The following is a 25,648-nucleotide window of genomic DNA, read 5'->3' as shown; positions in this document are numbered from 1 at the left end:
CGCGACGCGTCCGGTTTAGCTGAACGAGTCGCCGCAGGCGCAGGAGCCCGTCGCGTTCGGGTTGTCGATCGTGAAGCCCTGCTTCTCGATGGTGTCCACGAAGTCGATGGAGGCGCCGCCCAGGTACGGGGCGCTCATCCGGTCGGTGACGACCTTGACTCCGCCGAAGTCCTTGACGACGTCGCCGTCGAGGGACCGCTCGTCGAAGAAGAGCTGGTAACGCAGGCCCGAGCAGCCGCCGGGCTGGACGGCGACACGCAGGGCCAGATCCTCACGGCCTTCCTGGTCGAGCAGGGCCTTGACCTTCGCCGCGGCGGCGTCGGACAGAAGGATGCCGTCGGTGACGGTGCTGGTCTCGTCCGATACGGACATCTACATCTCTCCCGGGTTGTACGGAGACTGCTTGCCGACGATGTCAACCGCCGGGGCCGGGGATTCATTCCGGACCTTCCCGGTGTCTTTCCCTTGGCTCCTCTCTCCATGCTCGCACACGCCCGCAAGGTCCCCCGCCGAGTGCGCGGAAGGCGCCCGCCGGGATTGATGTCACATCGACGACATCGCCATCGTCAAAGTGACGTGAAGCGGTTATGATAGATAACGTCAATTCGACGAAAAGGCACGTTCTCTCCACGGAACAGGCCGCAGAAGAGCCCAGCCCGCAGAACAGAAAGGGTGCGTGTCGTGACCACCGCCCAGACCCAGGAGCTCGACGTACAGCCGACGCCCCTCGCCCTGCTCCTTCTCGGCCGCGCGGCCGACCCGAGCAGCGAGCGCGGTGTCGAGTGCCCCGGCGACCTGCCGTCGCCGTCCGACCCCGACCTGGTCGAGCGGGCCCGCGCGGCCAAGGAGAAACTCGGCGACAAAGTCTTCGTGCTCGGCCATCACTACCAGCGCGACGAGGTCATCCAGTTCGCCGATGTCACGGGCGACTCCTTCAAGCTGGCCCGGGACGCCGCCGCGCGCCCCGAGGCGGAGTACATCGTGTTCTGCGGTGTGCACTTCATGGCGGAGTCCGCGGACATCCTCACCGGCGACGACCAGAAGGTCGTGCTCCCCGACCTCGCGGCCGGCTGCTCGATGGCCGACATGGCCACCGCCGAGCAGGTCGCCGAGTGCTGGGACGTGCTGACCGAGGCCGGCATAGCCGAGCGGGTCGTGCCGGTGTCGTACATGAACTCGTCCGCCGACATCAAGGCGTTCACGGGCAAGCACGGCGGCACGATCTGCACCTCGTCCAACGCCGAGCGGGCCCTGGAGTGGGCCTTCGAGCAGGGCGAGCAGGTGCTGTTCCTCCCGGACCAGCACCTCGGGCGCAACACCGCCGTCCGCGACCTCGGGATGAGCCTCGAGGACTGCGTGCTGTACAACCCGCACAAGCCCAACGGGGGCCTCACCACAGAGCAGTTGAGGTCCGCGAAGATGATCCTGTGGCGCGGCCACTGCTCGGTGCACGGCCGTTTCTCGCTGGAGTCGGTGGAGGACGTGCGGGCCCGCATCCCGGGCGTCAACGTCCTCGTCCACCCCGAGTGCAAGAACGAGGTCGTGGCCGCGGCCGACTACGTCGGGTCGACGGAGTACATCATCAAGGCGCTTGAGGCGGCCCCGGCCGGTTCGAAGTGGGCCATCGGCACCGAGCTGAATCTCGTACGCCGGCTGGCGAACCGTTTCGCCCCCGAGGGCAAGGAGATCGTCTTCCTCGACAAGACGGTCTGCTTCTGCTCGACGATGAACCGCATCGACCTCCCCCACCTGGTGTGGACCCTGGAGTCCCTGGCCGAGGGCAAGCTGGTCAACCGCATCGAGGTGGACAAGGAGACGGAGGCGTTCGCCAAGCTGGCGCTGGAGCGGATGCTGGCGCTGCCGTAGCCGTACCGGGCTACTCCACCCGCGGCCGGACAAGCCCCGACTCGTAGGCGATGACGACGAGTTGGGCCCGGTCGCGGGCGCCCAGCTTGGACATGGCGCGGTTGACGTGGGTCTTCACCGTCAGCGGGCTGACCTCCAGGCGTTCGGCGATCTCGTCGTTCGAGTGGCCGCCTGCGACCTGGACGAGGACCTCGCGCTCGCGGACGGTGAGGGCGTCGAGGCGTTCGGCGCGGGCCGGGTCGCGGTCGTCGTCCAGGTCACCGCCCTGGGCGAGGAAGCGGGCGATCAGGCCCTTGGTCGCCACCGGGGAGAGCAGCGCGTCGCCCGCCGCCGCGACCCTGATCGCGCTCAGCAGTTCCTCCGGCTCGGAGCCCTTGCCCAGGAAGCCGGACGCGCCAGCGCGCAGGGACTGCACCACGTAGTCGTCGACCTCGAAGGTCGTCAGTATCACCACCCGGACATGGGCGAGCGACGGGTCCGCGCTGATCATGCGGGTCGCGGCGAGGCCGTCCGTGCCCGGCATCCGGATGTCCATCAGCACGACGTCGGCCCGCTCCTCCTTGGCCAGCCGCACGGCCTGCGCGCCGTCCGAGGCCTCTCCCACGACCTCCATGTCCGGCTCCGAGTCGACCAGCACACGGAAGGCGCTGCGCAGCAGGGCCTGGTCGTCGGCGAGCAGGACACGGATCGTCATACGGGGTCCCCCGAGGCGCGTGGGCGGGTCTTGACCGGCAGGATCGCATGGACGCGGAAGCCGCCTCCGTAGCGGGGACCGGTGGTGAGGGTGCCGCGCAGGGCGGTGACGCGCTCGCGCATGCCGAGCAGGCCGTGGCCGCCGCCGGAGTCGGGGTCGTGGTCCTCGCCGGAGCCGTTGTCGAGGACGGTGACCTCCACGTTCGGGCCCACCCGGACGACACTCACCTCGGCCTTCGCCTCCGTACCGGCGTGCTTCTGGACGTTGGTGAGGGCCTCCTGGATGACGCGGTAGGCGGCCAGGTCCACGGCGGCGGGCAGGTCGGTGCCGTTGTCGGCGCGGGCCACCTCGACCTGCAGGCCCGCGCTGCGGAAGGTGCCGGCGAGCTCTTCGAGGCGGTCGAGTCCCGGGGCCGGTTCCGTGGGGGCCTCGGGGTCGCCGGACTGGCGCAACAGGCCGACGGTGGCCCGGAGTTCGTTGAGCGCGGACCGGCTGGCCTCGCGTACGTGCGCGAGCGCCTCCTTGGCCTGGTCGGGGCGCTTGTCCATGACGTGCGCGGCGACCCCGGCCTGGACGTTGACCAGGGCGATGTGGTGCGCGACCACGTCGTGCAGGTCCCGGGCGATGCGCAGGCGCTCCTCGGCGACCCTCCGGCGGGCCTCCTCTTCACGGGTGCGCTCGGCCCGTTCGGCACGCTCCCTTATGGCGTGCACGAATTCCTTGCGGCTGCGTACGGCGTCCCCCGCGGCGGCGGCCATGCCGGTCCAGGCGAAGATCCCCAGGTTCTCCTGGGCGTACCACGGGAGGGGGCCGCCGAGCATCGCGGCGCCGGTCAGCACGGTCATCGTGAGCAGGGCGACGCGCCAGGTCGTCGAGCGGTCGGTGGTGACGGCGACGGTGAACAGGGCGACCACGGCGCACATCGCGACCGGGGCGCGGGGGTCGCTGGTGACGCTCTCGACGAGGGAGGCGGTGGCCGTGACGGCGAGGACCAGCATGGGGGCGCGGCGGCGTTTGACCAGTGCGGCGGCGCCGATCACCATCAGGATCAGGCTGAGCGGGTCGGGGGTCCGGATGCCCCAGCTGACGCCGTTGTCGCCGCGGGGGTCGACGAAGGAACCGGCGACCATGCAGACGAGCACGGCTGCGGCGAGGGTGACGTCCAGGGCCGAAGGGTGCGCCTTCGCTTGGCAGCGGGCTCGGTCAACGGCACTCATTCCGGCAACGGTACGGCGTCCCTCCCGGGGGCTGTGCCCCCAGACCCCCTTCGGCCCTTAAGGGGCCTCGTCCTCGACAGCCGGACGGGCTGGATGGTGGAGGCCCGCGCTGAAAGGCCGGGCCCAGTGCTGGACATGACGGAGAGGGAGCCGCCCTCTACCCCGGGATCAGGCCGTCGTCGCTCAGCAGGTCCCGGACCTGTTCCAGGGTGGCGTCCGGGGACGGGAGGATCAGCTCGGACGGTTCCAGGGAGTCGTCCGGCAGCGGCTCGCCCAGTTCACGGACCTTCGACAGAAGTGCCTGGAGGGTCTCGCGGAAGGCGGGGCCATCTCCCTTGCGCACTTCTGCCAGGAGTACGTCGTCCAGCTTGTTCAGCTCGGTGAGGTGGCCGTCGGCCAGCCTCACCTGCCCCTCCCCCATGATCCGTACGATCATGTCGCCCTCCTCAGGCGTGGGCCTACTGCTTGTCGAAACGCGGGGTGTCCTGCGGCTGCTGGGGCTGCGCCTTGTCGGTGCCGCCCTCGATCGCCTGCTGCGAAGCGGACGAACCTCCGGCCAGCTCCGCCTTCATGCGCTGGAGTTCCAGCTCTACATCCGTACCACCGGACAGGCGTTCCAGCTCGGCCTGGATGTCGTCCTTGGCCATGCCGGTCGGGTCGTCCAGGGCACCGGAGGCGAGCAGCTCGTCGATCGCGCCGGCGCGGGCCTGGAGCTGCTGGGTCTTGTCCTCGGCCCGCTGGATCGCCAGGCCGACGTCGCCCATCTCCTCGGAGATGCCGCTGAAGGCCTCGCCGATCCGGGTCTGCGCCTGGGCCGCCGTGTACGTGGCCTTGATGGTCTCCTTCTTCGTACGGAAGGCGTCCACCTTAGCCTGGAGGCGCTGGGCCGCGAGGGTGAGCTTCTCCTCCTCGCCCTGGAGGGTGGTGTGCTGCGTCTCCAGGTCCGTCACCTGCTGCTGGAGGGCGGCGCGGCGCGAGAGCGCCTCGCGGGCCAGGTCCTCGCGGCCGAGGGCGAGCGCCTTGCGGCCCTGGTCCTCCAGCTTGGAGGACTGCGACTGCAGCTGGTTGAGCTGGAGCTCCAGACGCTTGCGGGAGGTGGCGACGTCGGCCACACCCCGGCGCACCTTCTGAAGCAGCTCCAGCTGCTTCTGGTACGAGTAATCGAGGGTTTCGCGCGGGTCCTCGGCCCGGTCAAGGGCCTTGTTCGCCTTCGCGCGGAAGATCATCCCCATACGCTTCATGACACCGCTCATGGGCTTCGCGCGCCCCCTTCTGACGGACTCCAGCTCCAGCGACTGCAACAGAACCCACAGTACGGGCCCTGCATCCATTACCGCACTGTTCGGGGACGGATGCGCTCATCCCCAAGGACGACTGACCGCGGTTCCGATCCGGCGTAAGGAGTAGGTGCTCCCCTGGGAGAACCCGCCCACCACGTCCTTCTCTGTCCCCCTACAGACGACTGGTGTTGCCGGATCGTTCCCCACGGGGCTGGGGTCCAACCCCATTCACCCCTTACCCTTGGGTTTTGTGTTCCGTAGCCGCGCCAAGGAAGAGAAGGCAGCGTCCACCGCCAAGGTGTCGCTGACCGACTCCACGATGCCCCGAGACCCTCAGGCCCCGAAGGGTCGGCCCACGCCAAAGCGCAGTGAGTCCCAGACTCAGCGCCGCAGCGTCGCCAACACCTCGATGACGCGCAAGGACGCCTCCAAGCGCCAGCGCGACGAGCGGCGCCTCGCGATGGAGAAGCAGCGCCAGGCGCTCTCCGGCCGGGGGAACGAGCGGGACCTCCCCCTCCGCGACCGGGGCCCGATCCGCAAGTTCGGGCGTGACTACGTGGACTCGCGAATCAACATCGCCGAGTTCTTCCTGCCGCTGGCCGTGGTCATCCTGGTGCTCAGCGTGGTGCAGATCCCCGCGCTGCAGAACATCGCGCTGCTGCTGTGGCTCGTGGTGATCGTGCTGATCGTGGTCGACTCCTTCTGGAGCGTGTTCAAGCTGCGCAAGCTGCTCGCCGAGCGCTTCCCGGGCCAGGACACCAAGGGCACGGTCCGCTACGCCCTGATGCGCTCCCTCCAGATGCGTCGACTCCGGCTGCCGAAGCCGCTGGTCAAGCGCGGAGAGCGGCCCTGAGCGCGGACTCATTCTCCGGGGGCGCGGCGGACGCCTGGCTGAGCAGGCTGGGCGGGCTACGGGATGTCGTACGCCAGGAGCTGGTGGCCCGGCAGCTCGACGAGCAGATAGCCGGCCGGTATCCGGTCGGACAGCGGTTGCGGGTGCTCGACGTCGGGATGGGCCAGGGCACGCAGGCACTGCGGCTGGCCCGGGCCGGGCACCAGGTGACCGGGCTCGAACAGGAACCGAAGATGGTCGCCACCGCGCGTGCCGCGCTGGCCGGTGAGCCCGAGGGCATCCGGGAGCGGGTGCGGATCATCGAGGGCGACGGCCGGGACACCGGCGTGCACTTCCTGCCGGGCAGTTTCGACGTCGTGCTCTGTCATGGCGTACTCATGTACGTGTCCGAGCCCGATCCGATGCTCGCGGGCCTTGCCCGGATGCTGGCGCCGGGCGGGCTGCTGTCGCTGCTCGTGCGGAACGCCGACGCGCTGGCCATGCGGCCCGGACTGTCCTGGGACTGGGCGGGCGCGCTGGGCGCGTTCGACTCGACCGCCTACCGCAACCGGCTCGGTCTCGATGTGCGGGCCGACCGGCTCGGCACCCTGACGGCCACGCTCGCCGGGATCGGGGCGCCGCTGCAGGCCTGGTACGGCGTGCGGGTCTTCACCGACACCGCTCCGGAGGGCGTGGAGATTCCGGAGGACGTCGAGTCGCTGCTGGCCGCCGAGGAGCGGGCCGGGCGGACCGATCCGTATCGCGCGGTGGCCGCGCTGCTGCATCTGTGCGGCGTGCGGGGCTGAGAACGCGCCCCTCCCCCTGGGGTCCCGTTCGGGTCAGCAGTACGAGCCGGACATTCACCCCAAAGAGACACTCGCGGTATGGACTCCTCCCGTACCCGCACTCCCTTCCGTGCCCTGCGGCCGGTCGCTCTGCTCGCCGGTCTCGCCTGTTCGCTCGCGCTGGTCGCCGGATGTTCCGACTCCGGGTCGTCCTCGTCGTCCTCCGCGAAGAAGGACGGCTCGACCACGCAGGCCGCCGAGGCCGCCGTACCGATGGCGAGCGGCGACCTGCAGAGCGACTACCTGAAGGTGATCAAGGAGGTCCTGCCGTCGGTCGTGCAGATCCAGGCCAGCAGTGATCTGGGGTCGGGGGTCGTGTACGACGACCAGGGGCACATCGTCACCAACGCGCATGTCGTCGGGAACGAGAAGACCTTCAAGGTGACCACCGCGAACAGCGAGGACGTGCTCACCGCCAAGCTCGTCTACTCGTATCCCGAGCAGGACCTCGCCGTCGTCAAGCTGGACAAGGTGCCGGACGGGCTGAAGGCGGCGACCTTCGCGGACTCCTCCAAGGTCGAGGTGGGACAGATCGTCCTCGCCATGGGGTCGCCGCTCGGACTGTCCTCCAGCGTGACGCAGGGCATCGTGTCGGCGACCGGGCGGACCGTCAGCGAGGGCAGCTCCGGGGGCGGTACGGGCGCGACCATCGCCAACATGGTGCAGACCTCGGCGGCGATCAACCCCGGCAACAGCGGGGGCGCGCTGGTGAATCTGAACGGGCAGGTCATCGGCATCCCGACCCTCGCCGCCACCGACCCCGACCTCGGGGGCAGCGCGGCGCCCGGGATCGGGTTCGCGATCCCCTCCTCGATGGTGAAGACGGTCGCCGACCAGATCGTCAAGGACGGCAAGGTCACCGACTCGGGCCGGGCGGCCCTCGGCATCACCGGCCGCACGGTCGTCGACGACAGCTACCAGGCCGCCGGGGTCGCCGTGGTCGAGGTCAAGGACGGCGGGGCCGCCGACAAGGCCGGGATCCAGCCCGGGGACATCATCACGAAGCTCGGTGACACGGGGATCACCACGATCACCTCGCTGTCGGAGGCCCTCGCCGGCGACAAGCCGGGGCAGCGGACGACGGTGACGTACACGCGGAACGGGGCGTCGAAGAAGGCCGACGTCACGCTGGGCGAGCAGTAGGGCGGACCGGTCCCGGGAACGAGGAGGGGGCGGCCGGAGAATCTCCGGCCGCCCCCTCCTCGGCTGTGACGGGCTACGCGTCCTCGGCGTGCAGGCTCATCGGACCGTAGATCTGTGTGCCGTCCTCGAACAGGAACACCTGGTCCGCGCCGCCGGCGACGAGGTCCTTCCACACCTCGCCGAGCCAGGACTCCGCGTCGCCCTGGGTGGTGAACTCCTCGGGCTGTACCGCGGGTTCCACCTCGGTCCCGTCGGACTTCTCGAACCGCCAGATCCATGCCGCCATGTATGCCTCCCGTGTCTGAGCGCATGCAGACCTGCAGCGTATGCGCTCCGCCGGGTTTGCCGTGATCATGTTGCGGAAGTTTGTCGGGTGCCGGCTCGGTGGGGGCTGGTCGCGCCCCGCGGCGGAGCCGCAGATGTCACAGTCCCGCGCCCCTTAGGGGGGTCAACGCGCGCATGTTCACTCGTCAGCGGTGAAAATCAACCCGTGGAACTCACTCTGCTCGGCACCGGTGCCCCTGCTGGACTCCCTCGGCCTGACTGCCCCTGTGCGGCCTGTGCTGTTTCGCTCGGGGTGGATGCTCGGGCTGCCACCGCGGTGCTGGTGGATGGGGCGTTGCTGCTTGATCTGACTCCGGGGGCGGCCTTTGCCGCCGCTCGGGCGGGACATTCCTTGGGGGGTGTGCGGCAGGTTCTGCTGTCGCATCCTCATGACGGGCCCGCGGTGGAGGTGCCTGCCGGGTTGCCGCAGCCGGGGCGGGTGCCGGACGGGCGGGAGTTGGCGCTGCTGACGGGGCACCGGGTGCGGGCGGTCGCCATGGACGCGCCGGGTACCGGGTACGCCGTCACGGGGCCCGACGGGCAGCGGGTGCTGTATCTGCCGCCGGGGGGTGCGCCTGCCGGGCTCGAGGAGGGGCGGGTGGAGTCGTACGACATGGTGCTCGCCGATGTCGTGGGGCGGCCGGACGCGCTCGCCAAGCTGCGGGCGGTCGGGGCGATGGGCCCGGCCACCGATGTCATCGCCGTCCATCTCGATCACGATGTGCCGCCGGGGGCCGAGTTGACGCGTCGGCTGGCGGCGGTGGGGGCACGGGCCGTGCCGGACGGGACGACGTTGACCGTGGGGGTGTACGAGGACGTGCCCGATGTACCGAGGCGGACGCTGGTGCTGGGCGGGGCGCGGTCCGGGAAGTCGGTGGAGGCGGAGCGGCGGCTGGAGGCGTTTCCCGATGTGCTGTACGTCGCCACGGGCGGCTCGCGCAACGGGGACACCGAGTGGGCCTCCCGGGTGTCCGCGCACCGGGACCGGCGGCCGGGGTCGTGGCGTACGGCCGAGACGTGCGACCTGGTGCCGTTGCTGGCGGAGGACGGGCCGCCGTTGCTCATCGACTGTCTGTCGCTGTGGCTGACGGATGCCATGGACTCCGTGGGGGCGTGGGACGACACGGAGTGGGGGGACCGCGGGGAGAAGCAACTCCGGGAGCGGGTACGGGAGTTGACGGCCGCCGTGCGGGCGACCCGGCGGACCCTGGTCGCCGTGTCCAACGAGGTCGGCTCGGGGATCGTCCCGGCGACCGCGTCCGGGCGCCGGTACCGGGACGAGCTGGGACGGCTGAACTCCGCGATCGCCGGTGAGTGCGAGCACGTGTTGCTGGTGGTGGCGGGGCAGGCGCTGACGTTGCGGGGTCGGGCCTGACCGGCGGATCGGACGAGGCCGCAGGACGCGCGGCTCCTAGGGCTGCCGGCTTCTGCGGGCGATCAGGCGGTGCGGGAGCGGGAAGCTGTCCGGGAGGCGGCGGGGTTCTGTGACGAACTCGACCGCGTGGGGCTCCAGTTGGGGGCGGAGGGTGTCCGGGGGGCCTTCCAGGACGAGGAGGCCGCCGGGGCGCAGGACTGTGAGGGCGGCGTGGAGTTCGGCGGCCGGGTCGGGGGCGGGTGAGCGGTCGCGGAGGAGGGTGACGACGTCGTAGCGGGCCCGGAGGGCGGTCGTGAGGTGCGGGTCCGTGAGGTGGCCGGCGTAGGCCTCCTCGATGCGTTCGGCGGCGCGGGCGCGGACGACGCGGGGGGTGGGGTCGGTGCCGTCGAACGAGGTGTACGGGAAGAGGGCCTTCGCCGTCTCCGGGAAGTGGGCGTCGCCCGTGCCGACGTCGAGCCAGCTCTCGGGTTCGGGGAGGAGCCGCAGGATCGCGCGGGCCAGCGCGCGGTGGCGGCGGTACGCGTCGAGGGTGCTGACGCGCGTGCTGACGCGGGTGCGCAGGCTGTTCATGGGCGGCTCCCGGAGACGTACGGCAAAACGGTGCAAAACGATACGTACGGGATCTCGATCTTCGGGGCAAGGACGTCGGGGGCGCGTGGTGGCCATGTGGCTCTGTGGTGTTCGACCGCTGCCGGTACTGTTCGGCGAATGAGCTCGCTTAATCTCGACGACTTCACCGATCTGATCGAGCGCCCCGACGGCGGTGTGCGCCGTGACGCCGAGGCGCGGCGGGAACGTCAGATCGTGCCGCCCGGGGCGCTGGGCCGACTCGACGACCTGGGTGAGTGGCTGGCGGCGGCGCAGGGCGCCGTGCCGGTGCGGCCGGTCGAACGGCCGCGTGTGGTGCTCTTCGCCGGCGACCACGGGATCGCCTCGCTCGGCGTGTCGGGCCGGCCTGCGGGCAGCGCCGGGGAGTTGGTGCGGTCCGTGCTGGAGGGCGGCAGCCCCGCCGCCGTGCTCGCCCGTCGGCTCGGCGTGCCGGTGCGGATCGTGGACATGGCCCTGGACTGCGAGCCGGACTCGCTGCCGGCCTCGGTCGTGGAGCATCGCGTACGGCGGGGCAGCGGGCGAATCGACATCGAGGACGCGCTGACCCTTGAGGAGGCGGAGGCCGCGTTCAACACCGGTGTCGCCGTCGCGAACGAAGAGGCGGACTCCGGTACGGATCTGGTGGTGCTCGGCGATGTCAGCGTCGGCGGTACGACCCCGGCGTCCGTGCTGATCGCGGCGCTGTGCGGGACCGACGCGTCCGTCGTCACCGGGCGGGGTGGGCTCGCGATCGACGACCTGGCGTGGATGCGCAAGTGCGCCGCGATCCGGGACGCGCTGCGGCGGGCGCGGCCGGTGCTGGGCGACCAGCTCCAGCTCCTCGCGACGGTGGGCGGCGCCGATCTCGCCGCGATGACCGGGTTCCTGCTGCAGAGCGCGGTACGGAAGCTCCCGGTCATCCTGGACGGCGTCGTGGCCGCCGCCTGCGCCCTCGTCGGCCAACGCGTCGCCTTCCGCGCCCCTGACTGGTGGCTCGCCGGCCAGAACAGCGGCGAACCGGGCCAGGCAAAGGCCCTCGACCGCATGGCCCTTGAGCCCCTCCTCGACCACGGAGTAACCGTCGGCGAGGGCGCGGGCGCACTGCTGGCCCTGCCCCTGGTCCAGGCCGCGGCAGCACTGGCCGCCGAACTGCCGCTCCGCCCGGAGGAGTTGACGGGGGCTGAGGAAACTCCGGAGGCGTTGGAGCCCGGGGAGTCGGTCGAGGCTGTCGGCACGGACGGGGCTGTCGGGGCGGGCGAGGCGGACAAGGCCGTAGAGGCGGACGAGCCCGTCGCGGCGGACGCAGCCGTCGGCGCGGAAGAGGCCAAAAAGCCCGAGTGAGCCAGGCGGGGGCGAGCTCGGGCAGGGCATCGCGGTGGCGGTGGGCTGTTCGTTGTGTCGACGCCCATATGATCCTCCTTCATGGGAGATGTCCGGGTCGGGTCCGTTCAGGAACGTCACAGCTCAGGGGCCTCGCGGCGGGCCGCGGCCTTCGCCGTCTGGTATTTGCGGGCGGTGGCGTTCATCAACTTCCTCAGCGCGGCGTGGGTTTCGCTGGGGCAGGACGTGCGACGGCACAACCAGGAGAACTTCTTCACCCCGTATCTGCTGACGGCAGGCTTCGCGTCCGGGGTGTTCACGGCGTTCCTCGCCATCACCATGCGGCGCCGCAAACGCGCCGCGTGGATCCTGAACCTGGTGGTCAGCGGGCTGTTCCTCGCGTTGTTCGGGTTCGCGATGTCGTTCCCGGAGATCCGCCGGTATCCGCAGAACTGGATCTCCCTCGTGCTGACCGCCGCCTTCGTCGGTTCGCTGCTCGTGGGGCGCCGGGAGTTCTACGCGAAGGGCGACCGGTCCAACCCCCGGCTCGCCGCCGTCGTCGCGGTCGTCGGGACCCTGGCCGCCTCGCTGCTCGCCGGGCTGCTGGTGACGGTCACCAACCAGGCGCAGGACGCGTCCCGTTCGACGTTCGTGGAGCGCTGGCGCTACGGCGCGTTCCGGCTGGTCTCCATCGCCGCCCCGGAGAACCGCTTCCCCGGCATCTGGACCCCGAACTGGGCCAACGTCACCATCAACGTCCTCAGCACCCTCCTGGTCCTCGCCGTCTTCTACGCCGCGTTCCGCTCCCGCCGCGCCGTCGACCCGCTCACCGAGGACGACGAGAAGCAGCTGCGGGCGCTCCTGGAGCGGCAGGGCGAGCGGGACTCGCTCGGCTACTTCGCGCTGCGCCGGGAGAAGAGCGTGGTGTGGTCGCCGACCGGCAAGGCCGCCGTGGCGTACCGAGTGGTGGGCGGGGTCTCGCTGGCCTCGGGCGACCCGATCGGCGACCCGGAGGCGTGGCCCGGCGCGATCGAGCCGTGGCTCGCGGAAGCCCGGGCCCACGGCTGGATCCCGGCCGTGATGGGCGCGAGCGAGGAGGCCGGCACCGTCTACGCGCGGCACGGCCTCGACGCCCTCGAACTCGGGGACGAAGCCCTCGTCGAGGTCGCCGAGTTCACCCTTGAGGGACGCGCCATGCGGACCGTGCGGCAGGCCTACAACCGGGTGAAGCGGGCCGGGTACACCGTGCGGATCCGGCGCCACGAGGACATTCCCGCCGACGAGATGGCGTATCTGCTGAAGCGCGCCGACGACTGGCGCGACGGAGCCACCGAACGCGGGTTCAGCATGGCCCTCGGACGGCTCGGCGACCCCGATGACGGACTCTGCGTGATGCTCGAATGCACCGACGGCGAGGGCGAGTTGAGGGCCGTGCTGTCCTTCGTGCCGTGGGGCCCGCACGGGCTCTCCCTCGACCTGATGCGGCGCGACCGCGACTCCGACAACGGGCTGATGGAGTTCATGGTGATCGAACTCCTGCGCCGCGCCCAGGAGATCGGCATCACCCAGGTCTCGCTCAACTTCGCCATGTTCCGCTCGGTCTTCGAACGCGGGGCGCGGATCGGCGCCGGCCCGGTGCTACGGCTGTGGAGGTCGCTCCTCAGCTTCTTCTCGCGCTGGTGGCAGATCGAGTCGCTGTACCGCGCCAACGCCAAGTACCGGCCCATCTGGGAACCCCGGTTCCTGCTCTTCGAGAAGAGCGCGGACCTGCTGCGCATCGGCCTCGCGGCGGCGCGCGCGGAAGGCTTCCTGGAGGCGCCGGGCCTGCCGAAGTGGCTGCACCGCAAGCACCTGGAGACGCACAGATGAACCGCCTCGCCCGCTGGGCCCGCGCCGAATGGGGACTGCTCTACGTCACCGTGCGCGAGCCGCTGCTGAAGCGGCGCTGGCGGGCGATCCCGATGACGATCGGCGCGGTACTGCTGACGGCGCTGCTCCAGTTCGTGCAGAACCAGTCCTGGGGCTACCGGTTCGTGCAGGACACCGGCGCGGTCAGGGCCGTGGACCCGCTGTGGCTGGCGCTCCTCCGCACCCCGCTCTCCCTCTTCGTCCCGGCCCTCGACCTCCCCGTGTGGGGCGCGCTGGCCCAGATCCTCTTCGTGTTCGGCATCGCGGAGATCGCCCTCGGCCGCTGGCGCACACTCGTCATCGCCTACGCCGCGACCCTCGCCGGCACCCTCTACGCCCGCCTCGGCATCTGGCTCGGCTTCGACAACCCGTTCGGACTGCCCAGCTCGGACCGGTTGGTGGTGGACACGGGCCCGTCCGCCGCCGTGGTCGGCCTCGCCGTCTTCGTCGCGTGGCGCTACGGCGCGTACGTCACCGCCCTCGCGGTCACGGCGGCGATAGCGATCGAGGTGATGCTCAAGGGCAACCTCGCGGGCAAGGAACACCTGGCGGCGATCATCGCGGTGGGGCTGCTGTGCCTGATCTCGGCGGTACGGCACCGCGGGCGACCCCTGGGGGGTTAGGCAGGGTACGGCTACCGGCGGCCGGGGATCCGTACCGGGTCCGGGTCCGGTTTGCCGCCGATCCAGTCCTGGACCTTGCGGCGCGGGCCCGCCCAGCGGCGGTCGTGGTGGTAGGCGCGGAGCGTGGAGCGCGCTCGGGCCCGGTGGCGGCGGTTGCGGTAGAAGCGCTTGGACCAGGGGGAACCCGGGCGGGCCAGCCGGACCGCGCCCACGAAGGCGACCAGCGGGACCAGGATGCCGAAGACCGCCGTGCGGGCCTTGCCCTTGCTCAGGGCGATGAGCGAGAAGAGGAAGTTCACCGCGACGCTCACGATCACGCTGGCCCGGTCGTGGAGTTCGGAGTCGGTGAGGTCGTTGACGCCGAAGGGCGAGAAGCCGGCGAGGACGAAGCCGACCAGGGCCGCCGTCAGCACCACCGCCTCGACGCTCTTGCGGCCCGCCTCGGTCCAGTACACGTCGTCGAGGTAAAGGATCAGCGCGAACTCGTCGAGGACCAGGCCCGCGCCGATCCCGAAGACGATCGCGAAGATCGCCGATCCGACGCCGTAGCGGGTGCTGGCCACCGCGCCGAAACCGCCGAGGACGCTGAGGACGACACCCGGGACGACGTGGTGGATGTGCACGTCACCGGCCTTGATGTTGCCGAACGGGCCCTTGCCGGCGCGGATCAGGCGGGTGATGACGCGGGTGATGAGGAAGGTCAGGACGAAGGCGGTCAGCGCGAGGAGGAGCGGGAGTTTGCCCGGCTCGACGATGTTGCGATGCAGCCAATGTCCCATATGGGCACTTTAGTCACGGCCCGCTCGGGTGCCCTCTCGATCGCCGGGTAATCTGCGCCGGTGTCCAAGACCCCGCCCCTCGACGGCCTCCGCTTCGCGTTCGGCACACTGACCGTGCTGCCGGTCACGGTGACCCGCTGGGACCGGGAGGCCGCGCGGGCGGGGATGCTGGTGGCGCCGGTGGTGGGGGTGGTCGTCGGCGGGTGCGCGGCCGGGCTCGGGCTGCTGCTGCTGTTGCTCGGGGCGAGTCCCTTGCTGGCCGCCGTCGGGTCTGTCGCCGTGCCTGCCGTGCTCACTCGCGGGCTGCATCTGGACGGGCTCGCGGACACGGCGGACGGGCTGGGGAGCGGGAAGCCTGCGGAGGACGCGCTGCGGATCATGAAGCAGTCGGACATCGGGCCGTTCGGGGTGCTGGCTCTTGTTTTCGTGGTGCTGGGGCAGGTGGCCGCGCTCGCTCAGCTCTACGGCGACTCGTGGGGGCGGGGTGCGGTCGGGGCGGTCGTCTCGGGGGTCGTGGCTCGGTCGGCGCTGACTCTTGCCGCTCGGGCGGGGGTGCCGGCGGCTCGGCCCGAGGGGTTGGGGGCGGCGGTCGCGGGGGTGGTGCCGGTGCGCTCCGCGGTGTGGCTGGTGGTGGGGGTTGTGGTTGTGGGTGGGGTGTGTGGGTGGGGGCTCGGGGTGTACGGGGTCGTCCCTGCGGTTGTTGTTGCGCTGGTCGTTGCCGAGGTGCTTCTGCGGCATTGTCGGCGGCGGTTCGGGGGGGTTACCGGGGACGTGTTCGGCGGGCTTGCGGAGACTGCGGCGACTGTTGCGTTCGTGGTGCTTTCGTTTGGTGGATGAGTGCGGGTGCGTCGGGGCTGGTCGCGCAGTTCCCCGCGCCCCTGAGGGGGTTGACCTTGCCCGTGTTTGACAGGAACCGGCGGGCTTAGCAGGCCTTTGCGGAGACTGCTGCGCCTGCTGCGTTCGTGGTGCTTTCGCTGGGTGGGTGTGTGCGGGTGCGTCGGGGCTGGTCGCGCAGTTCCCCGTGCCGCTGAGGGGGTTGCCCTTGCGCGTGTTTGACGGGAACCGGCGGGCTTGGCAGGCCTTGCGGAGACTGTGGGTGCGTTGGGGCCGGTTGCGCAGTTCCCCGTGCCGCTGAGGGGGTTGCCCCTGTGCGTGTTTCAGCGGGGGCGCACTTCTCATCGCACATGTCCAGCCGTTGCGCTTGCCCGGGATCGACTCGTCCGTGTCCGTGTAGCCGAGCAATCTGACGCCCGCCGCCCGGAGTTGGGCCGCCGTCACGATCGCGGTCCGCTCGGCGAGGCGGACGGTCGGGTGTTCGTAGCTCCCGAGTGCGGCCCGGGACATCACCGGCGAGGATCGGGAAGTGGTCGCGCCGTCACCGTCGGTGCACCCCCCGCGGGAATGAGCCGGCAGGCACACGCGCGTAGGCTCGTCCTGGGTGCTCAGCGGCCCCCTGTCTCCACCACCGCCGCAGGTCGGAAATAGGGTCGGCTGTCGGGCCCGGTCGACCCACACCGATCGACCACAGCAACTCCACATCGGAAGCGAGAATTCACCACTGTGACTGCTCTCACTCTCAGCACCGCCGCGGCGCCCGGCCTGCGGGCCGACGCGATCGTGATCGGTGTCGGCAAGGGCGGCAAGGGCCCGGTCGTCGCACCGGGCGCCGACGCCGTGGACAAGGCGTACGACGGCAAGCTCGCCGGCGTCCTGGAGACCCTGGGCGCCTCCGGTGCCGAGGGCGAGATCACGAAGCTGCCCGCACCGGCCGGCTTCAAGGCCCCGCTCGTGCTCGCGGTGGGACTCGGCGCGGAGCCCGAGGAGGGCGAAGCGTACGGCGCCGAGGCGCTGCGCCGGGCCGCCGGAGTCGCCGCCCGCGCGCTCACCGGCGCCAAGAAGGCCGCCTTCGCGCTCCCCCTCGCCGACGCCGCCGACGCCGGCGCGATCGCCGAGGGCGCGCTGCTCGGCGCGTACTCCTTCGACGCGTACAAGGGCAGCGCCAAGGACGCCAAGGCGGGCGGCAAGGCCCCCCTCGGCGAGGCCACCCTGCTCGGCGGCAAGCCGCGCGACAAGGAGTACAAGGCGGCCGTGGAGCGTGCGCTCGCGGTCACCGAGGAGCTCAACCGCGCCCGCGACCTGATCAACACCCCGCCGAACGACCTCGACCCCGAGGCCTTCGCCGCCGTCGCCCAGACCGCGGCCAAGGAACACGGCATCAAGGTCGAGGTGCTCGACGAGAAGGCCCTGGAGAAGGGCGGCTACGGCGGCATCCTCGGCGTCGGCGCCGGCTCGGCGGCCGGTCCCCGGCTGGTGAAGCTGTCGTACACGAACGCCAAGGCGAGCAAGCACCTCGCGTTCGTCGGCAAGGGCATCACCTACGACTCGGGCGGCATCTCGCTCAAGCCGGCCGGGCACAACGAGACGATGAAGTGCGACATGAGCGGTGCGGCCGCGGTGTTCGCGGCCGTCGTCGCCGCCGCGCGTCTCGGCCTCGAGGTCAATGTGACCGGGTGGCTGGCGCTCGCCGAGAACATGCCGTCCGGCTCCGCGACCCGTCCCGGTGACGTGCTGCGGATGTACAGCGGCAAGACCGTCGAGGTGCTCAACACGGACGCCGAGGGCCGCCTTGTCCTCGCGGACGCGCTGTGGGCCGCCTCCGCGGAGAAGCCGGACGCGATCGTGGACGTGGCGACGCTGACCGGGGCGATGGTTCTCGCCCTCGGCAGCCGGACCTTCGGCGTGATGGCGAACGACGACGCGTTCCGCGCGGCGATCGTCGACGCGGCCGAGGAGGTCGGCGAGCCGTCGTGGCCGATGCCGCTGCCCGAGCACCTGCGCAAGGGGATGGACTCCCCCACCGCCGACATCGCGAACATGGGTGAGCGGATGGGTGGCGGGCTCGTCGCGGGGCTGTTCCTGCGGGAGTTCGTGGGTGAGGGGATCACCTGGGCGCACGTCGACATCGCCGGGCCCGCGTTCAACGAGGGCGGGCCGTTCGGGTACACGCCCAAGGGTGGGACCGGGTCCGCGGTGCGGACGCTCGTGCGGCTGGCCGAGCTGACCGCTGCCGGGGATCTGGGCTGACGTTCGCCCGGTAGCCCGGTGCCCTCAGGTGCGTGGGCGACTGCGGGACGGCCTGTGGCCGGTCGCGCAGTTCCCCGCGCCCCTGGGGGGGCGCACCCAGGGATGGTAAAAGCCGCAGCGTCTCTCAAGTGAGCGTGTGGTGTCTCACACCCGGGCCCGGCGTCTCGTTGGGCCTCGACAAGTGCGAAGATGGGCTCGGCAGGACAGGGCCCCCACCACAGGGCCGAAGAAAGAGCGGCCGGACACCAGCCGCCGACCGGTCGTCGCCGACCGGCGTGGCGCACATGCATGGAGGACGTGACGTGGCGAACGACGCCAGCACCGTTTTCGACCTAGTGATCCTCGGCGGTGGTAGTGGCGGTTACGCCGCGGCGCTGCGCGGGGCCCAGCTGGGCCTGGACGTCGCCCTGATCGAGAAGGACAAGGTCGGCGGCACCTGCCTGCACCGAGGATGCATCCCCACCAAGGCCCTGCTCCACGCGGGCGAGATCGCCGACCAGGCCCGCGAGAGCGAGCAGTTCGGCGTCAAGGCCACCTTCGAGGGCATCGACGTACCGGCTGTCCACAAGTACAAGGACGGCGTGATCTCGGGCCTGTACAAGGGACTCCAGGGTCTGATCGCATCCCGCAAGGTGCACTACATCGAGGGTGAGGGCAAGCTCTCCTCCCCCACCTCCGTCGACGTCAACGGCCAGCGCATCCAGGGCCGCCACGTCCTGCTGGCGACCGGCTCCGTGCCGAAGTCGCTGCCGGGCCTGGAGATCGACGGCAACCGGATCATCTCCTCGGACCACGCCCTCGTCCTGGACCGTGTCCCGCAGTCCGCGATCATCCTCGGCGGCGGTGTCATCGGCGTGGAGTTCGCCTCCGCGTGGAAGTCCTTCGGCGCCGACGTGACGATCATCGAGGGCCTGAAGCACCTCGCTCCTCTCGAGGACGAGAACTCCTCCAAGCTTCTTGAGCGCGCGTTCCGCAAGCGCGGCATCAAGTTCAACCTGGGCACCTTCTTCTCGAAGGCCGAGTACACCGAGAGCGGTGTCAAGGTCACCCTCGCCGACGGCAAGGAGTTCGAGGCCGAGGTCCTGCTCGTCGCCGTCGGCCGCGGGCCCGTCTCCGCCGGTCTCGGCTACGAGGAGCAGGGCGTCGCCATGGACCGCGGCTACGTCCTGGTCGACGAGTACATGCGGACGAACGTCCCGACCATCTCCGCCGTCGGCGACCTCGTCCCCACGCTCCAGCTCGCGCACGTCGGCTTCGCCGAGGGCATCCTGGTGGCGGAGCGTCTGGCCGGTCTGAAGGCCGTCCCGATCGACTACGACGGCGTCCCCCGGGTGACGTACTGCCACCCCGAGGTCGCCTCCGTGGGCATCACCGAGGCCAAGGCCAAGGAGATCTACGGCGCGGACAAGGTCGTCGCTCTGAAGTACAACCTCGCGGGCAACGGCAAGAGCAAGATCCTCAACACCTCCGGCGAGATCAAGCTCGTCCAGGTGAAGGACGGTGCCGTGGTCGGCGTCCACATGGTCGGCGACCGCATGGGCGAGCAGGTCGGCGAAGCCCAGCTGATCTACAACTGGGAGGCGCTGCCCGCCGAGGTCGCCCAGCTGATCCACGCCCACCCGACGCAGAACGAGGCTCTCGGCGAGGCTCACCTGGCACTGGCCGGGAAGCCCCTCCACTCCCACGACTGACCCCCTCGGTCGGACGACGACACAGACTTCCGCAATTCGTAAGGAGCAACCGAAACCATGGCGGTTTCCGTAACCCTTCCGGCGCTCGGTGAAAGCGTCACCGAGGGCACTGTCACCCGCTGGCTGAAGGCCGAGGGTGAGCGAGTAGAGGCCGACGAGCCGCTGCTCGAGGTGTCGACCGACAAGGTCGACACAGAGATCCCCTCCCCCGTCGCCGGTGTGCTGGCCTCCATCAAGGTGGCCGAGGACGAGACCGTCGAGGTCGGCGCCGAGCTGGCCGTGATCGACGACGGTACGGGCGCGCCCGCCGAGGCCCCGGCCCCGGCCGCCGAGCCCGAGGCGGCTCCGGCCCCCGAGCCCGCTCCGGCCCCCGCTGCCGAGGCCCCCGCGGCTCCGGCCGCCGCCCCCGAGCCCGCCGAGACCCCCGCCGCTCCGGCCGGTGGCGCCTCCGGTACCGACGTCGTGCTGCCCGCACTGGGCGAGTCGGTCACCGAGGGCACCGTCACCCGCTGGCTGAAGGAGGTCGGCGAGGAGGTCGCGGAGGACGAGCCCCTCCTGGAGGTCTCGACCGACAAGGTCGACACCGAGATCCCCTCCCCGGTCGCCGGCGTCCTGCTGGAGATCCTGGTCGGCGAGGACGAGACCGCCGAGGTCGGCGCCAAGCTCGCCGTCGTCGGCGCCCCGGGTGCCGCTCCCGCGGCCGCCCCGGCTCCGCCCGCCCCGGCGCCCGCTCCGGCGGCTGCCGCTCCGGCTCCGGCCCCCGCGCCGGCCGCCCCCGAGGCTCCGGCCGCACCGCCCGCCCCGGCCGCGCCCGCTGCCCCGGCTCCGGCGCCCGCCCCGGCCGCCGCCGCTCCGGCCGCCGCCCCCGCTGCCCCGGCCCCCGCGCCGGTCGCCGCGGCTCCGGTGACCCCGGCCGCTCCGGCTCCCGCCGCCGCACAGCCCGCGGACGACGGCGCCTACGTCACCCCGCTGGTGCGCAAGCTCGCGTCCGAGAACGGCGTGGACCTGTCCACCGTCAAGGGCACCGGCGTCGGCGGTCGTATCCGCAAGCAGGACGTCATCGCCGCCGCCGAGGCCGCGAAGGCCGCCGCCGCTCCGGCTCCCGCAGCCGCCGCCCCGGCCGCCGCCGCGAAGAAGACGCCGACGCTGGAGGCCTCTCCGCTGCGCGGCCAGACCGTCAAGATGCCCCGCATCCGCAAGGTCATCGGCGACAACATGGTCAAGGCGCTGCACGAGCAGGCGCAGCTGTCCTCGGTCGTCGAGGTCGACGTCACGCGCCTGATGCGGCTGCGCGGCCAGGCCAAGGACTCCTTCGCCGCGCGCGAGGGCGTCAAGCTCTCCCCGATGCCGTTCTTCGTGAAGGCGGCGGCCCAGGCGCTGAAGGCCCACCCGGCCATCAACGCCCGGATCAACGTCGAGGACGGCACGATCACCTACTTCGACACCGAGAACGTCGGTATCGCGGTGGACTCCGAGAAGGGCCTGATGACCCCGGTCATCAAGCACGCGGGCGACCTGAACATCGCCGGTATCGCCAAGGCCACCGCCGAGCTCGCGGGCAAGGTCCGGGCGAACAAGATCACCCCGGACGAGCTGTCCGGCGCGACCTTCACCATCTCCAACACCGGTTCGCGCGGCGCGCTCTTCGACACGATCATCGTGCCCCCGAACCAGGTCGCGATCCTCGGCATCGGCGCCACGGTCAAGCGCCCCGCCGTGATCGAGACGGAGGACGGCACGGTCATCGGCGTACGCGACATGACCTACCTGACCCTCTCCTACGACCACCGCCTGGTCGACGGTGCCGACGCGGCCCGTTACCTGACGGCGGTCAAGGCGATCCTCGAGGCGGGCGAGTTCGAGGTTGAGCTCGGCCTGTAGTCGGCCGCCTGGCCTGTTGTCTGTACGGTGCCCCCGTTCCGGAATCCTCCGGGGCGGGGGCACCGCGCGTTTCCGGGACGGGCGGCACGTCGTCTGCCGTCCGCGGGCCCGGCGTACGATCCCGTCGTGTGCGCGCCGATGTCGCCGCCGCGACGCGGAAGCCCCGGCCGACTCGGCCGGACTCCCGGGCGCCGTCCGGTCTCACGAAGACCCGGACGCCACCATCGCCACTCCCGCCCCGAACCCCCTGTTCCCCGCGCCCCCGACGCTCCGGACGGCAACCACGCCGATCCGTCCCGTCGGCGTGTAAGTCTCGTCTCACCTGCATGAAAGCGCCCCCGTGCGCCCCTCCCGGGCGGGCGTGCGGCCTTATTGTCTAAACGTCAAACGCCCTTAAGGAGCTCTCATGACCGCGCCCGTCGTCCACTCGCTGCGCGAACAGATCCGCGAGCACATCGTGGAGGGGATCGTGAGCGGTCGCTGGAAGCCGGGCGAGCGGATCGTGGAGCGGCGGATCGCGACCGAGCTGGAGGTCTCCCAGACGCCGGTGCGGGAGGCGCTGCGCGAGCTGGAGTCGCTGCGGCTGATCGAGTCCGCGCCGAACAAGGGCGTACGGGTACGGAACCTGACGGCGGCCGACCTGGAGGAGAGCTACCCGGTCCGGGCCGGCCTGGAGGCCATCGCTGCGGAGCTGGCGGCGGAGAGGCTCGCCGAGGACTGCTCGGCCCTGGAACCGCACGTCGCCGCGCTCTACGACGCCGACCGGGACGCCGACGGGACCGGCCAGGTGCGCCACACCGTCGGCTTCCACCGCGAACTGGTCCGCGCGGCCGGCAACTCCGTCCTCCTGCACACCTGGGAGGGCCTCGGCATCGAGGTCTTCACGGCCCTCTCCATCCGCTGGCTGGGCACGGTCCAGCAGTCGTACGCGGAGGAGCACGAGGAGCTGGTGGCCGCGTTCCGGCGCCGGGACCCGCGGATCGCGGAGCTGGTGAAGGCCCACGTGCTGGGCTGCGCCCCGCGCCCGTGACGCAGTCGAGCGCAGCCATGCTCACCTGCGAAAACTCCGTAGAAACCGGCGAAAAACACGGCACCCGGTGCCCTCGCAAAAGGCACCCCGTGCCGACTTTCCGGTAATCAAGATATTTTGCCCGGGAACCTTTGATCGATCATCGATCAGGGAGTTACAGTCACCGACGGGCTCCCACCACAGGGCCCGTCGCCCTGTCCTGCCAAAGACCAAGGGCACCCCCGAAATCCCCTTGCCGATGAGGGAACCCCCCTTCGACTGAGGAAGGCGGCGTTATGACCGACCCCTACGCCATCCAGCCGAGCGAGCTCGACCAGCTCCCGGACCGCGACCCCGAGGAGACCGCCGAATGGCAGGCCTCCCTGGACGCCGTCACGAAGGCTGCTGGCCCGCACCGCGCCGCATACCTGATGCGCCGCACGCTGGAGCGCGCGGAGGGCAACGGCCTCGCGCTGCCCAAGCTGCTTGAGACGGACTACGTCAACACCATCCCGACCGCCGCCGAGCCCGCCGCCCCCGGCGACGAGGCGCTGGAGCGCCGGATCACCGCGTGGAACCGCTGGAACGCGGCGGCGATGGTGACCCGCGGCGCGAAACACGGCGTCGGCGGCCACATCGCGACCTTCGCGTCCGCGGCCTGGCTGTACGAGACGGGCTTCAACCACTTCTTCAAGGGCAAGGAGGCGGACGGCTCCGGCGACCAGCTGTACATCCAGGGCCACGCCTCCCCCGGCATCTACGCCCGCGCCTTCCTCGACGGCCGTCTCACCGAGACGCACCTCGACAACTTCCGCCAGGAAGCGGGCGGCAACGGCCTCCCGTCGTACCCGCACCCCCGGCGCCTCCCCTGGCTCTGGGAGTTCCCGACGGTGTCGATGGGCCTCGGCCCGCTGTCGGCGATCTACCAGGCCCGCTTCAACCGCTACCTCACCGCGCGCGGCATCAAGGACGTCTCCGAGTCGCACGTCTGGGCGTTCCTCGGCGACGGCGAGATGGACGAGCCCGAGTCGACGGCGGCCCTCGCACTGGCTTCCCGCGAGGGTCTGGACAACCTGACCTTCGTCATCAACTGCAACCTCCAGCGCCTCGACGGCCCGGTCCGCGCGAACTTCAAGATCGTGCAGGAGCTGGAGGCCCAGTTCCGCGGCGCCGGCTGGAACGTCATCAAGTCGCTGTGGGGCAACGCCTGGGACGAGCTGTTCCAGCTCGACACCACGGGCGCGCTGGTACGCCGCCTGCGCGAGGTACCGGACGCCCAGGTGCAGACGTACCAGACGCGTGACGCGGCCTACATCCGCGAGGACTTCTTCGGCAAGGACCCGGCGCTCGTCGAGCTCGCGAAGCTGCTGAGCGACGACAAGATCCTCGAGTGTTTCCACCTCTCGCGCGGTGGCCACGAGGCGTCCAAGGTCTACGCCGCGTACAAGGCGGCCGTCGAGCACAAGGGCGGCCCGACGGTCATCCTCGCGCAGACGGTCAAGGGCCACACGCTCGGCGAGGGCTTCGCGTCGAAGAACGCCAACCACCAGATGAAGAAGCTCTCGACGGACGAGTTCAAGCAGATGCGTGACCTGCTCGAACTCCCCATCAAGGACAGCGACTTCGTCGACGGGGTCGTGCCCTACGGCCACCCCGGCGCCGACTCCCCCGAGGTCCGGTACCTCCAGGAGCGCCGCGCGGCGCTCGGCGGCCCGGCCCCGGCCCGCCGTACGCACGCGCTGGCCCCGCTCCCCTCCCCCTCCGAGAAGGCGTTCGCGTCCTTCGACAAGGGCTCCGGCTCGCAGAACGTCGCCACGACCATGGCGTTCGTCCGCCTCGTCAAGGACCTGGTCCGCGACAAGGAGACCGGCAAGCGCTGGGTGCCGATCGTCCCCGACGAGGCGCGCACCTTCGGCATGGAGAGCCTGTTCCCCTCGCTGGGGATCTACTCCCCCAAGGGCCAGACGTACGAGCCGGTCGACCGCGACCAGCTCATGTACTACAAGGAAGCCAAGAACGGCCAGATCCTCAACGAGGGGATCACCGAGGCCGGTTCGATGGCCGACTTCATCGCCGCGTCGACGTCGTACGCGACGCACGGCGAAGCGATGATCCCCTTCTACATCTTCTACTCGATGTTCGGCTGGCAGCGCACGGCCGACCAGATGTGGCAGCTCGGCGACCAGCTCGGCCGCGGGTTCCTCGTCGGCGCGACGGCCGGCCGTACGACGCTGACGGGCGAGGGTCTCCAGCACGCCGACGGTCACTCCCCCGTGATCGCGGCGACGAACCCCGCCGCCCTGTCGTACGACCCCGCGTTCGCCTACGAGGTCGCCGCCATCGTCCGTGACGGCATCCGCCGGATGTACGGCGAGGCGGCCCCCGGCGAGGACTCGAACGTCTTCTACTACCTCACCGTCTACAACGAGCCGATCCCCCAGCCCGCCAAGCCGGCCGGCCTCGGTATCGACGAAGGCATCGTCAAGGGCCTGTACCGCTTCAACACGGCCGAGTCCGCCGGGCTTTCGCCGGTCGCCAACGCGGCGCGGATCCAGCTGCTCGGTTCCGGTACGGCGATCCACTGGGCGCTGAAGGCGCAGCGGATGCTCGCCGAGGAGTGGGGTGTCGCGGCCGACGTCTGGTCGGCGACGTCCTGGACCGAGCTGCGGCGGGACGCGCTGGACGCGGATGCGGCGCTGCTGCGGGGTGAGGAGCGGGTGCCGTACGTGCGGCAGGCGCTGCACGGTGCCGAGGGGCCTGTCCTCGCGGTGTCCGACTACATGCGGCAGGTTCCCGACCAGATCGCGCAGTGGGTCGAGCAGGACTGGTCCTCCCTGGGCGCGGACGGGTTCGGCCTCTCCGACACCCGCGACGCGGCCCGCCGTCACTTCGGCGTCGACGCCGAGTCGATCGTCGTCGCCGCGCTCGCCCAGCTGGCGCGACGCGGCGAAGTCAAGGCGACGTCGGTGAAGGAGGCACGGGAGCGGTACGGCCTGTAGGGGCTTTCCTCGCCCCCGCCGCCCCTACCCGTCCCATCCTCCTGGGGCTCCGCCCCAGACCCCGCTCCTCAAACGCCGGAGAGGCTGAAATTCCAGCCCCTCCGGCGTTTGCCTTTCAGCCCTTCAAGCCCCTGTCCGCACCACTCAGCCCTTCCGGACGTTGCGGTTTTCCACGGCGGGTCCGCACCAC

At 71.0% G+C, this 25,648-nt stretch carries 22 protein-coding genes; 14 read left to right on the top strand and 8 right to left on the bottom strand.

The features are described from left to right. Window positions 1-15: 15 nt before the first annotated feature. Complete coding sequence (locus OHT77_RS32145; protein ID WP_019065032.1) at window positions 16-372, bottom strand: iron-sulfur cluster assembly accessory protein; 357 nt, start codon at window positions 370-372, stop codon at window positions 16-18. Between the two features lie 309 nt (window positions 373-681). On the opposite strand from OHT77_RS32145, the gene nadA reads away from it, so the two are divergent. Further along, the gene (gene nadA / locus OHT77_RS32140; RefSeq protein ID WP_266767868.1) at window positions 682-1,866 is read left to right on the top strand and encodes a quinolinate synthase NadA; all 1,185 of its coding nucleotides are present in this window, start codon (window positions 682-684) and stop codon (window positions 1,864-1,866) included. A 10-nt stretch (window positions 1,867-1,876) separates the two neighbouring features. Here nadA and OHT77_RS32135 read toward each other — a convergent pair whose 3' ends face one another. The 4 genes from OHT77_RS32135 to OHT77_RS32120 all read right to left on the bottom strand — a co-directional run bounded on the left by OHT77_RS32135 (window position 1,877) and on the right by OHT77_RS32120 (window position 5,030). After that, window positions 1,877-2,560 (bottom strand): response regulator, encoded by a 684-nt coding sequence (locus OHT77_RS32135; protein ID WP_266767869.1) that lies wholly within the window; start codon window positions 2,558-2,560, stop codon window positions 1,877-1,879. Further along, window positions 2,557-3,777 carry a sensor histidine kinase gene (locus OHT77_RS32130; RefSeq protein WP_328831913.1) on the bottom strand — a complete coding sequence of 407 codons (1,221 nt, stop codon included), beginning with the start codon at window positions 3,775-3,777 and terminating at the stop codon, window positions 2,557-2,559. The genes OHT77_RS32135 and OHT77_RS32130 overlap by 4 nt, the downstream gene beginning before the upstream one ends. 157 nt (window positions 3,778-3,934) lie before the next feature. Beyond that, window positions 3,935-4,213 carry a PspA-associated protein PspAA gene (gene pspAA / locus OHT77_RS32125; RefSeq protein WP_266767871.1) on the bottom strand — a complete coding sequence of 93 codons (279 nt, stop codon included), beginning with the start codon at window positions 4,211-4,213 and terminating at the stop codon, window positions 3,935-3,937. Between the two features lie 22 nt (window positions 4,214-4,235). Further along, window positions 4,236-5,030 (bottom strand): PspA/IM30 family protein, encoded by a 795-nt coding sequence (locus tag OHT77_RS32120; RefSeq protein WP_266767872.1) that lies wholly within the window; start codon window positions 5,028-5,030, stop codon window positions 4,236-4,238. Between the two features lie 325 nt (window positions 5,031-5,355). Between OHT77_RS32120 and OHT77_RS32115 the strand changes: the two genes are divergently transcribed. The 3 genes from OHT77_RS32115 to OHT77_RS32105 all read left to right on the top strand — a co-directional run bounded on the left by OHT77_RS32115 (window position 5,356) and on the right by OHT77_RS32105 (window position 7,877). Then, entirely contained in the window at window positions 5,356-5,910 is a 555-nt protein-coding gene (locus tag OHT77_RS32115) for a DUF3043 domain-containing protein (RefSeq protein WP_328834409.1), read from the top strand. Between the two features lie 83 nt (window positions 5,911-5,993). Then, on the top strand, window positions 5,994-6,695 hold the full coding sequence (locus OHT77_RS32110) for a class I SAM-dependent methyltransferase (protein WP_328831911.1): 702 nt from the start codon (window positions 5,994-5,996) through the stop codon (window positions 6,693-6,695). A gap of 78 nt (window positions 6,696-6,773) precedes the next feature. After that, window positions 6,774-7,877, top strand: a complete 1,104-nt coding sequence (locus tag OHT77_RS32105; protein ID WP_328831910.1) for a S1C family serine protease — start codon at window positions 6,774-6,776, stop codon at window positions 7,875-7,877. Between the two features lie 73 nt (window positions 7,878-7,950). On the opposite strand, the gene OHT77_RS32100 is transcribed toward OHT77_RS32105, so the two are convergent. After that, the gene (locus OHT77_RS32100) at window positions 7,951-8,163 is read right to left on the bottom strand and encodes a hypothetical protein (RefSeq protein WP_266767875.1); all 213 of its coding nucleotides are present in this window, start codon (window positions 8,161-8,163) and stop codon (window positions 7,951-7,953) included. A gap of 204 nt (window positions 8,164-8,367) precedes the next feature. On the opposite strand from OHT77_RS32100, the gene OHT77_RS32095 reads away from it, so the two are divergent. After that, window positions 8,368-9,576: a bifunctional adenosylcobinamide kinase/adenosylcobinamide-phosphate guanylyltransferase gene (locus OHT77_RS32095; protein ID WP_328831909.1), complete on the top strand. Its 1,209-nt coding sequence runs from the start codon at window positions 8,368-8,370 to the stop codon at window positions 9,574-9,576. Window positions 9,577-9,612: 36 nt separating this feature from the next. Here the strand turns inward: OHT77_RS32095 and OHT77_RS32090 are convergent, their stop codons facing one another. Continuing rightward, complete coding sequence (locus tag OHT77_RS32090) at window positions 9,613-10,146, bottom strand: methyltransferase domain-containing protein (RefSeq protein ID WP_328831908.1); 534 nt, start codon at window positions 10,144-10,146, stop codon at window positions 9,613-9,615. Window positions 10,147-10,284: 138 nt separating this feature from the next. On the opposite strand from OHT77_RS32090, the gene cobT reads away from it, so the two are divergent. The 3 genes from cobT to OHT77_RS32075 all read left to right on the top strand — a co-directional run bounded on the left by cobT (window position 10,285) and on the right by OHT77_RS32075 (window position 14,015). Then, complete coding sequence (cobT, locus tag OHT77_RS32085; protein ID WP_328831906.1) at window positions 10,285-11,505, top strand: nicotinate-nucleotide--dimethylbenzimidazole phosphoribosyltransferase; 1,221 nt, start codon at window positions 10,285-10,287, stop codon at window positions 11,503-11,505. Between the two features lie 81 nt (window positions 11,506-11,586). After that, complete coding sequence (locus OHT77_RS32080) at window positions 11,587-13,353, top strand: phosphatidylglycerol lysyltransferase domain-containing protein (protein WP_328831905.1); 1,767 nt, start codon at window positions 11,587-11,589, stop codon at window positions 13,351-13,353. Further along, complete coding sequence (locus tag OHT77_RS32075) at window positions 13,350-14,015, top strand: hypothetical protein (RefSeq protein ID WP_328831904.1); 666 nt, start codon at window positions 13,350-13,352, stop codon at window positions 14,013-14,015. Before OHT77_RS32080 ends, OHT77_RS32075 begins: the two co-directional genes overlap by 4 nt. Window positions 14,016-14,026: 11 nt before the next feature. On the opposite strand, the gene OHT77_RS32070 is transcribed toward OHT77_RS32075, so the two are convergent. After that, window positions 14,027-14,794 (bottom strand): hypothetical protein, encoded by a 768-nt coding sequence (locus OHT77_RS32070; RefSeq protein ID WP_328831903.1) that lies wholly within the window; start codon window positions 14,792-14,794, stop codon window positions 14,027-14,029. Between the two features lie 60 nt (window positions 14,795-14,854). On the opposite strand from OHT77_RS32070, the gene OHT77_RS32065 reads away from it, so the two are divergent. The 6 genes from OHT77_RS32065 to aceE all read left to right on the top strand — a co-directional run bounded on the left by OHT77_RS32065 (window position 14,855) and on the right by aceE (window position 25,458). Further along, entirely contained in the window at window positions 14,855-15,631 is a 777-nt protein-coding gene (locus OHT77_RS32065) for an adenosylcobinamide-GDP ribazoletransferase (RefSeq protein WP_328831902.1), read from the top strand. Window positions 15,632-16,354: 723 nt separating this feature from the next. Beyond that, window positions 16,355-17,878: a leucyl aminopeptidase gene (locus tag OHT77_RS32060; protein ID WP_328831901.1), complete on the top strand. Its 1,524-nt coding sequence runs from the start codon at window positions 16,355-16,357 to the stop codon at window positions 17,876-17,878. Between the two features lie 302 nt (window positions 17,879-18,180). Then, window positions 18,181-19,569 (top strand): dihydrolipoyl dehydrogenase, encoded by a 1,389-nt coding sequence (lpdA, locus tag OHT77_RS32055; RefSeq protein ID WP_266767886.1) that lies wholly within the window; start codon window positions 18,181-18,183, stop codon window positions 19,567-19,569. A 57-nt stretch (window positions 19,570-19,626) separates the two neighbouring features. After that, the gene (sucB, locus tag OHT77_RS32050) at window positions 19,627-21,450 is read left to right on the top strand and encodes a 2-oxoglutarate dehydrogenase, E2 component, dihydrolipoamide succinyltransferase (RefSeq protein WP_328831900.1); all 1,824 of its coding nucleotides are present in this window, start codon (window positions 19,627-19,629) and stop codon (window positions 21,448-21,450) included. Between the two features lie 406 nt (window positions 21,451-21,856). Beyond that, complete coding sequence (locus OHT77_RS32045) at window positions 21,857-22,480, top strand: GntR family transcriptional regulator (protein ID WP_266767889.1); 624 nt, start codon at window positions 21,857-21,859, stop codon at window positions 22,478-22,480. Window positions 22,481-22,755: 275 nt separating this feature from the next. Further along, window positions 22,756-25,458 carry a pyruvate dehydrogenase (acetyl-transferring), homodimeric type gene (gene aceE / locus OHT77_RS32040; RefSeq protein ID WP_328831899.1) on the top strand — a complete coding sequence of 901 codons (2,703 nt, stop codon included), beginning with the start codon at window positions 22,756-22,758 and terminating at the stop codon, window positions 25,456-25,458. The last annotated feature ends 190 nt before the right edge of the window (window positions 25,459-25,648 follow it).

Origin of the sequence: Streptomyces sp. NBC_00252 (genome assembly GCF_036187565.1) — a bacterium.
Classification (GTDB): domain Bacteria; phylum Actinomycetota; class Actinomycetes; order Streptomycetales; family Streptomycetaceae; genus Streptomyces.
Note: the sequence above shows the minus strand (reverse complement) of the source record. Positions and strands in the feature narration are given on the sequence as shown.

Coding starts and splice junctions, on each gene's coding strand:
- OHT77_RS32145 (WP_019065032.1), bottom strand. CDS start 372: ATGTCCGTATCGGACGAGACCAGCACCGTCACCGACGGCATCCTTCTG.
- OHT77_RS32135 (WP_266767869.1), bottom strand. CDS start 2,560: ATGACGATCCGTGTCCTGCTCGCCGACGACCAGGCCCTGCTGCGCAGC.
- OHT77_RS32130 (WP_328831913.1), bottom strand. CDS start 3,777: ATGAGTGCCGTTGACCGAGCCCGCTGCCAAGCGAAGGCGCACCCTTCG.
- pspAA (WP_266767871.1), bottom strand. CDS start 4,213: ATGATCGTACGGATCATGGGGGAGGGGCAGGTGAGGCTGGCCGACGGC.
- OHT77_RS32120 (WP_266767872.1), bottom strand. CDS start 5,030: ATGAGCGGTGTCATGAAGCGTATGGGGATGATCTTCCGCGCGAAGGCG.
- OHT77_RS32105 (WP_328831910.1), top strand. CDS start 6,774: ATGGACTCCTCCCGTACCCGCACTCCCTTCCGTGCCCTGCGGCCGGTC.
- OHT77_RS32100 (WP_266767875.1), bottom strand. CDS start 8,163: ATGGCGGCATGGATCTGGCGGTTCGAGAAGTCCGACGGGACCGAGGTG.
- OHT77_RS32090 (WP_328831908.1), bottom strand. CDS start 10,146: ATGAACAGCCTGCGCACCCGCGTCAGCACGCGCGTCAGCACCCTCGAC.
- cobT (WP_328831906.1), top strand. CDS start 10,285: ATGAGCTCGCTTAATCTCGACGACTTCACCGATCTGATCGAGCGCCCC.
- OHT77_RS32080 (WP_328831905.1), top strand. CDS start 11,587: ATGGGAGATGTCCGGGTCGGGTCCGTTCAGGAACGTCACAGCTCAGGG.
- OHT77_RS32075 (WP_328831904.1), top strand. CDS start 13,350: ATGAACCGCCTCGCCCGCTGGGCCCGCGCCGAATGGGGACTGCTCTAC.
- OHT77_RS32070 (WP_328831903.1), bottom strand. CDS start 14,794: ATGGGACATTGGCTGCATCGCAACATCGTCGAGCCGGGCAAACTCCCG.
- sucB (WP_328831900.1), top strand. CDS start 19,627: ATGGCGGTTTCCGTAACCCTTCCGGCGCTCGGTGAAAGCGTCACCGAG.
- OHT77_RS32045 (WP_266767889.1), top strand. CDS start 21,857: ATGACCGCGCCCGTCGTCCACTCGCTGCGCGAACAGATCCGCGAGCAC.
- aceE (WP_328831899.1), top strand. CDS start 22,756: ATGACCGACCCCTACGCCATCCAGCCGAGCGAGCTCGACCAGCTCCCG.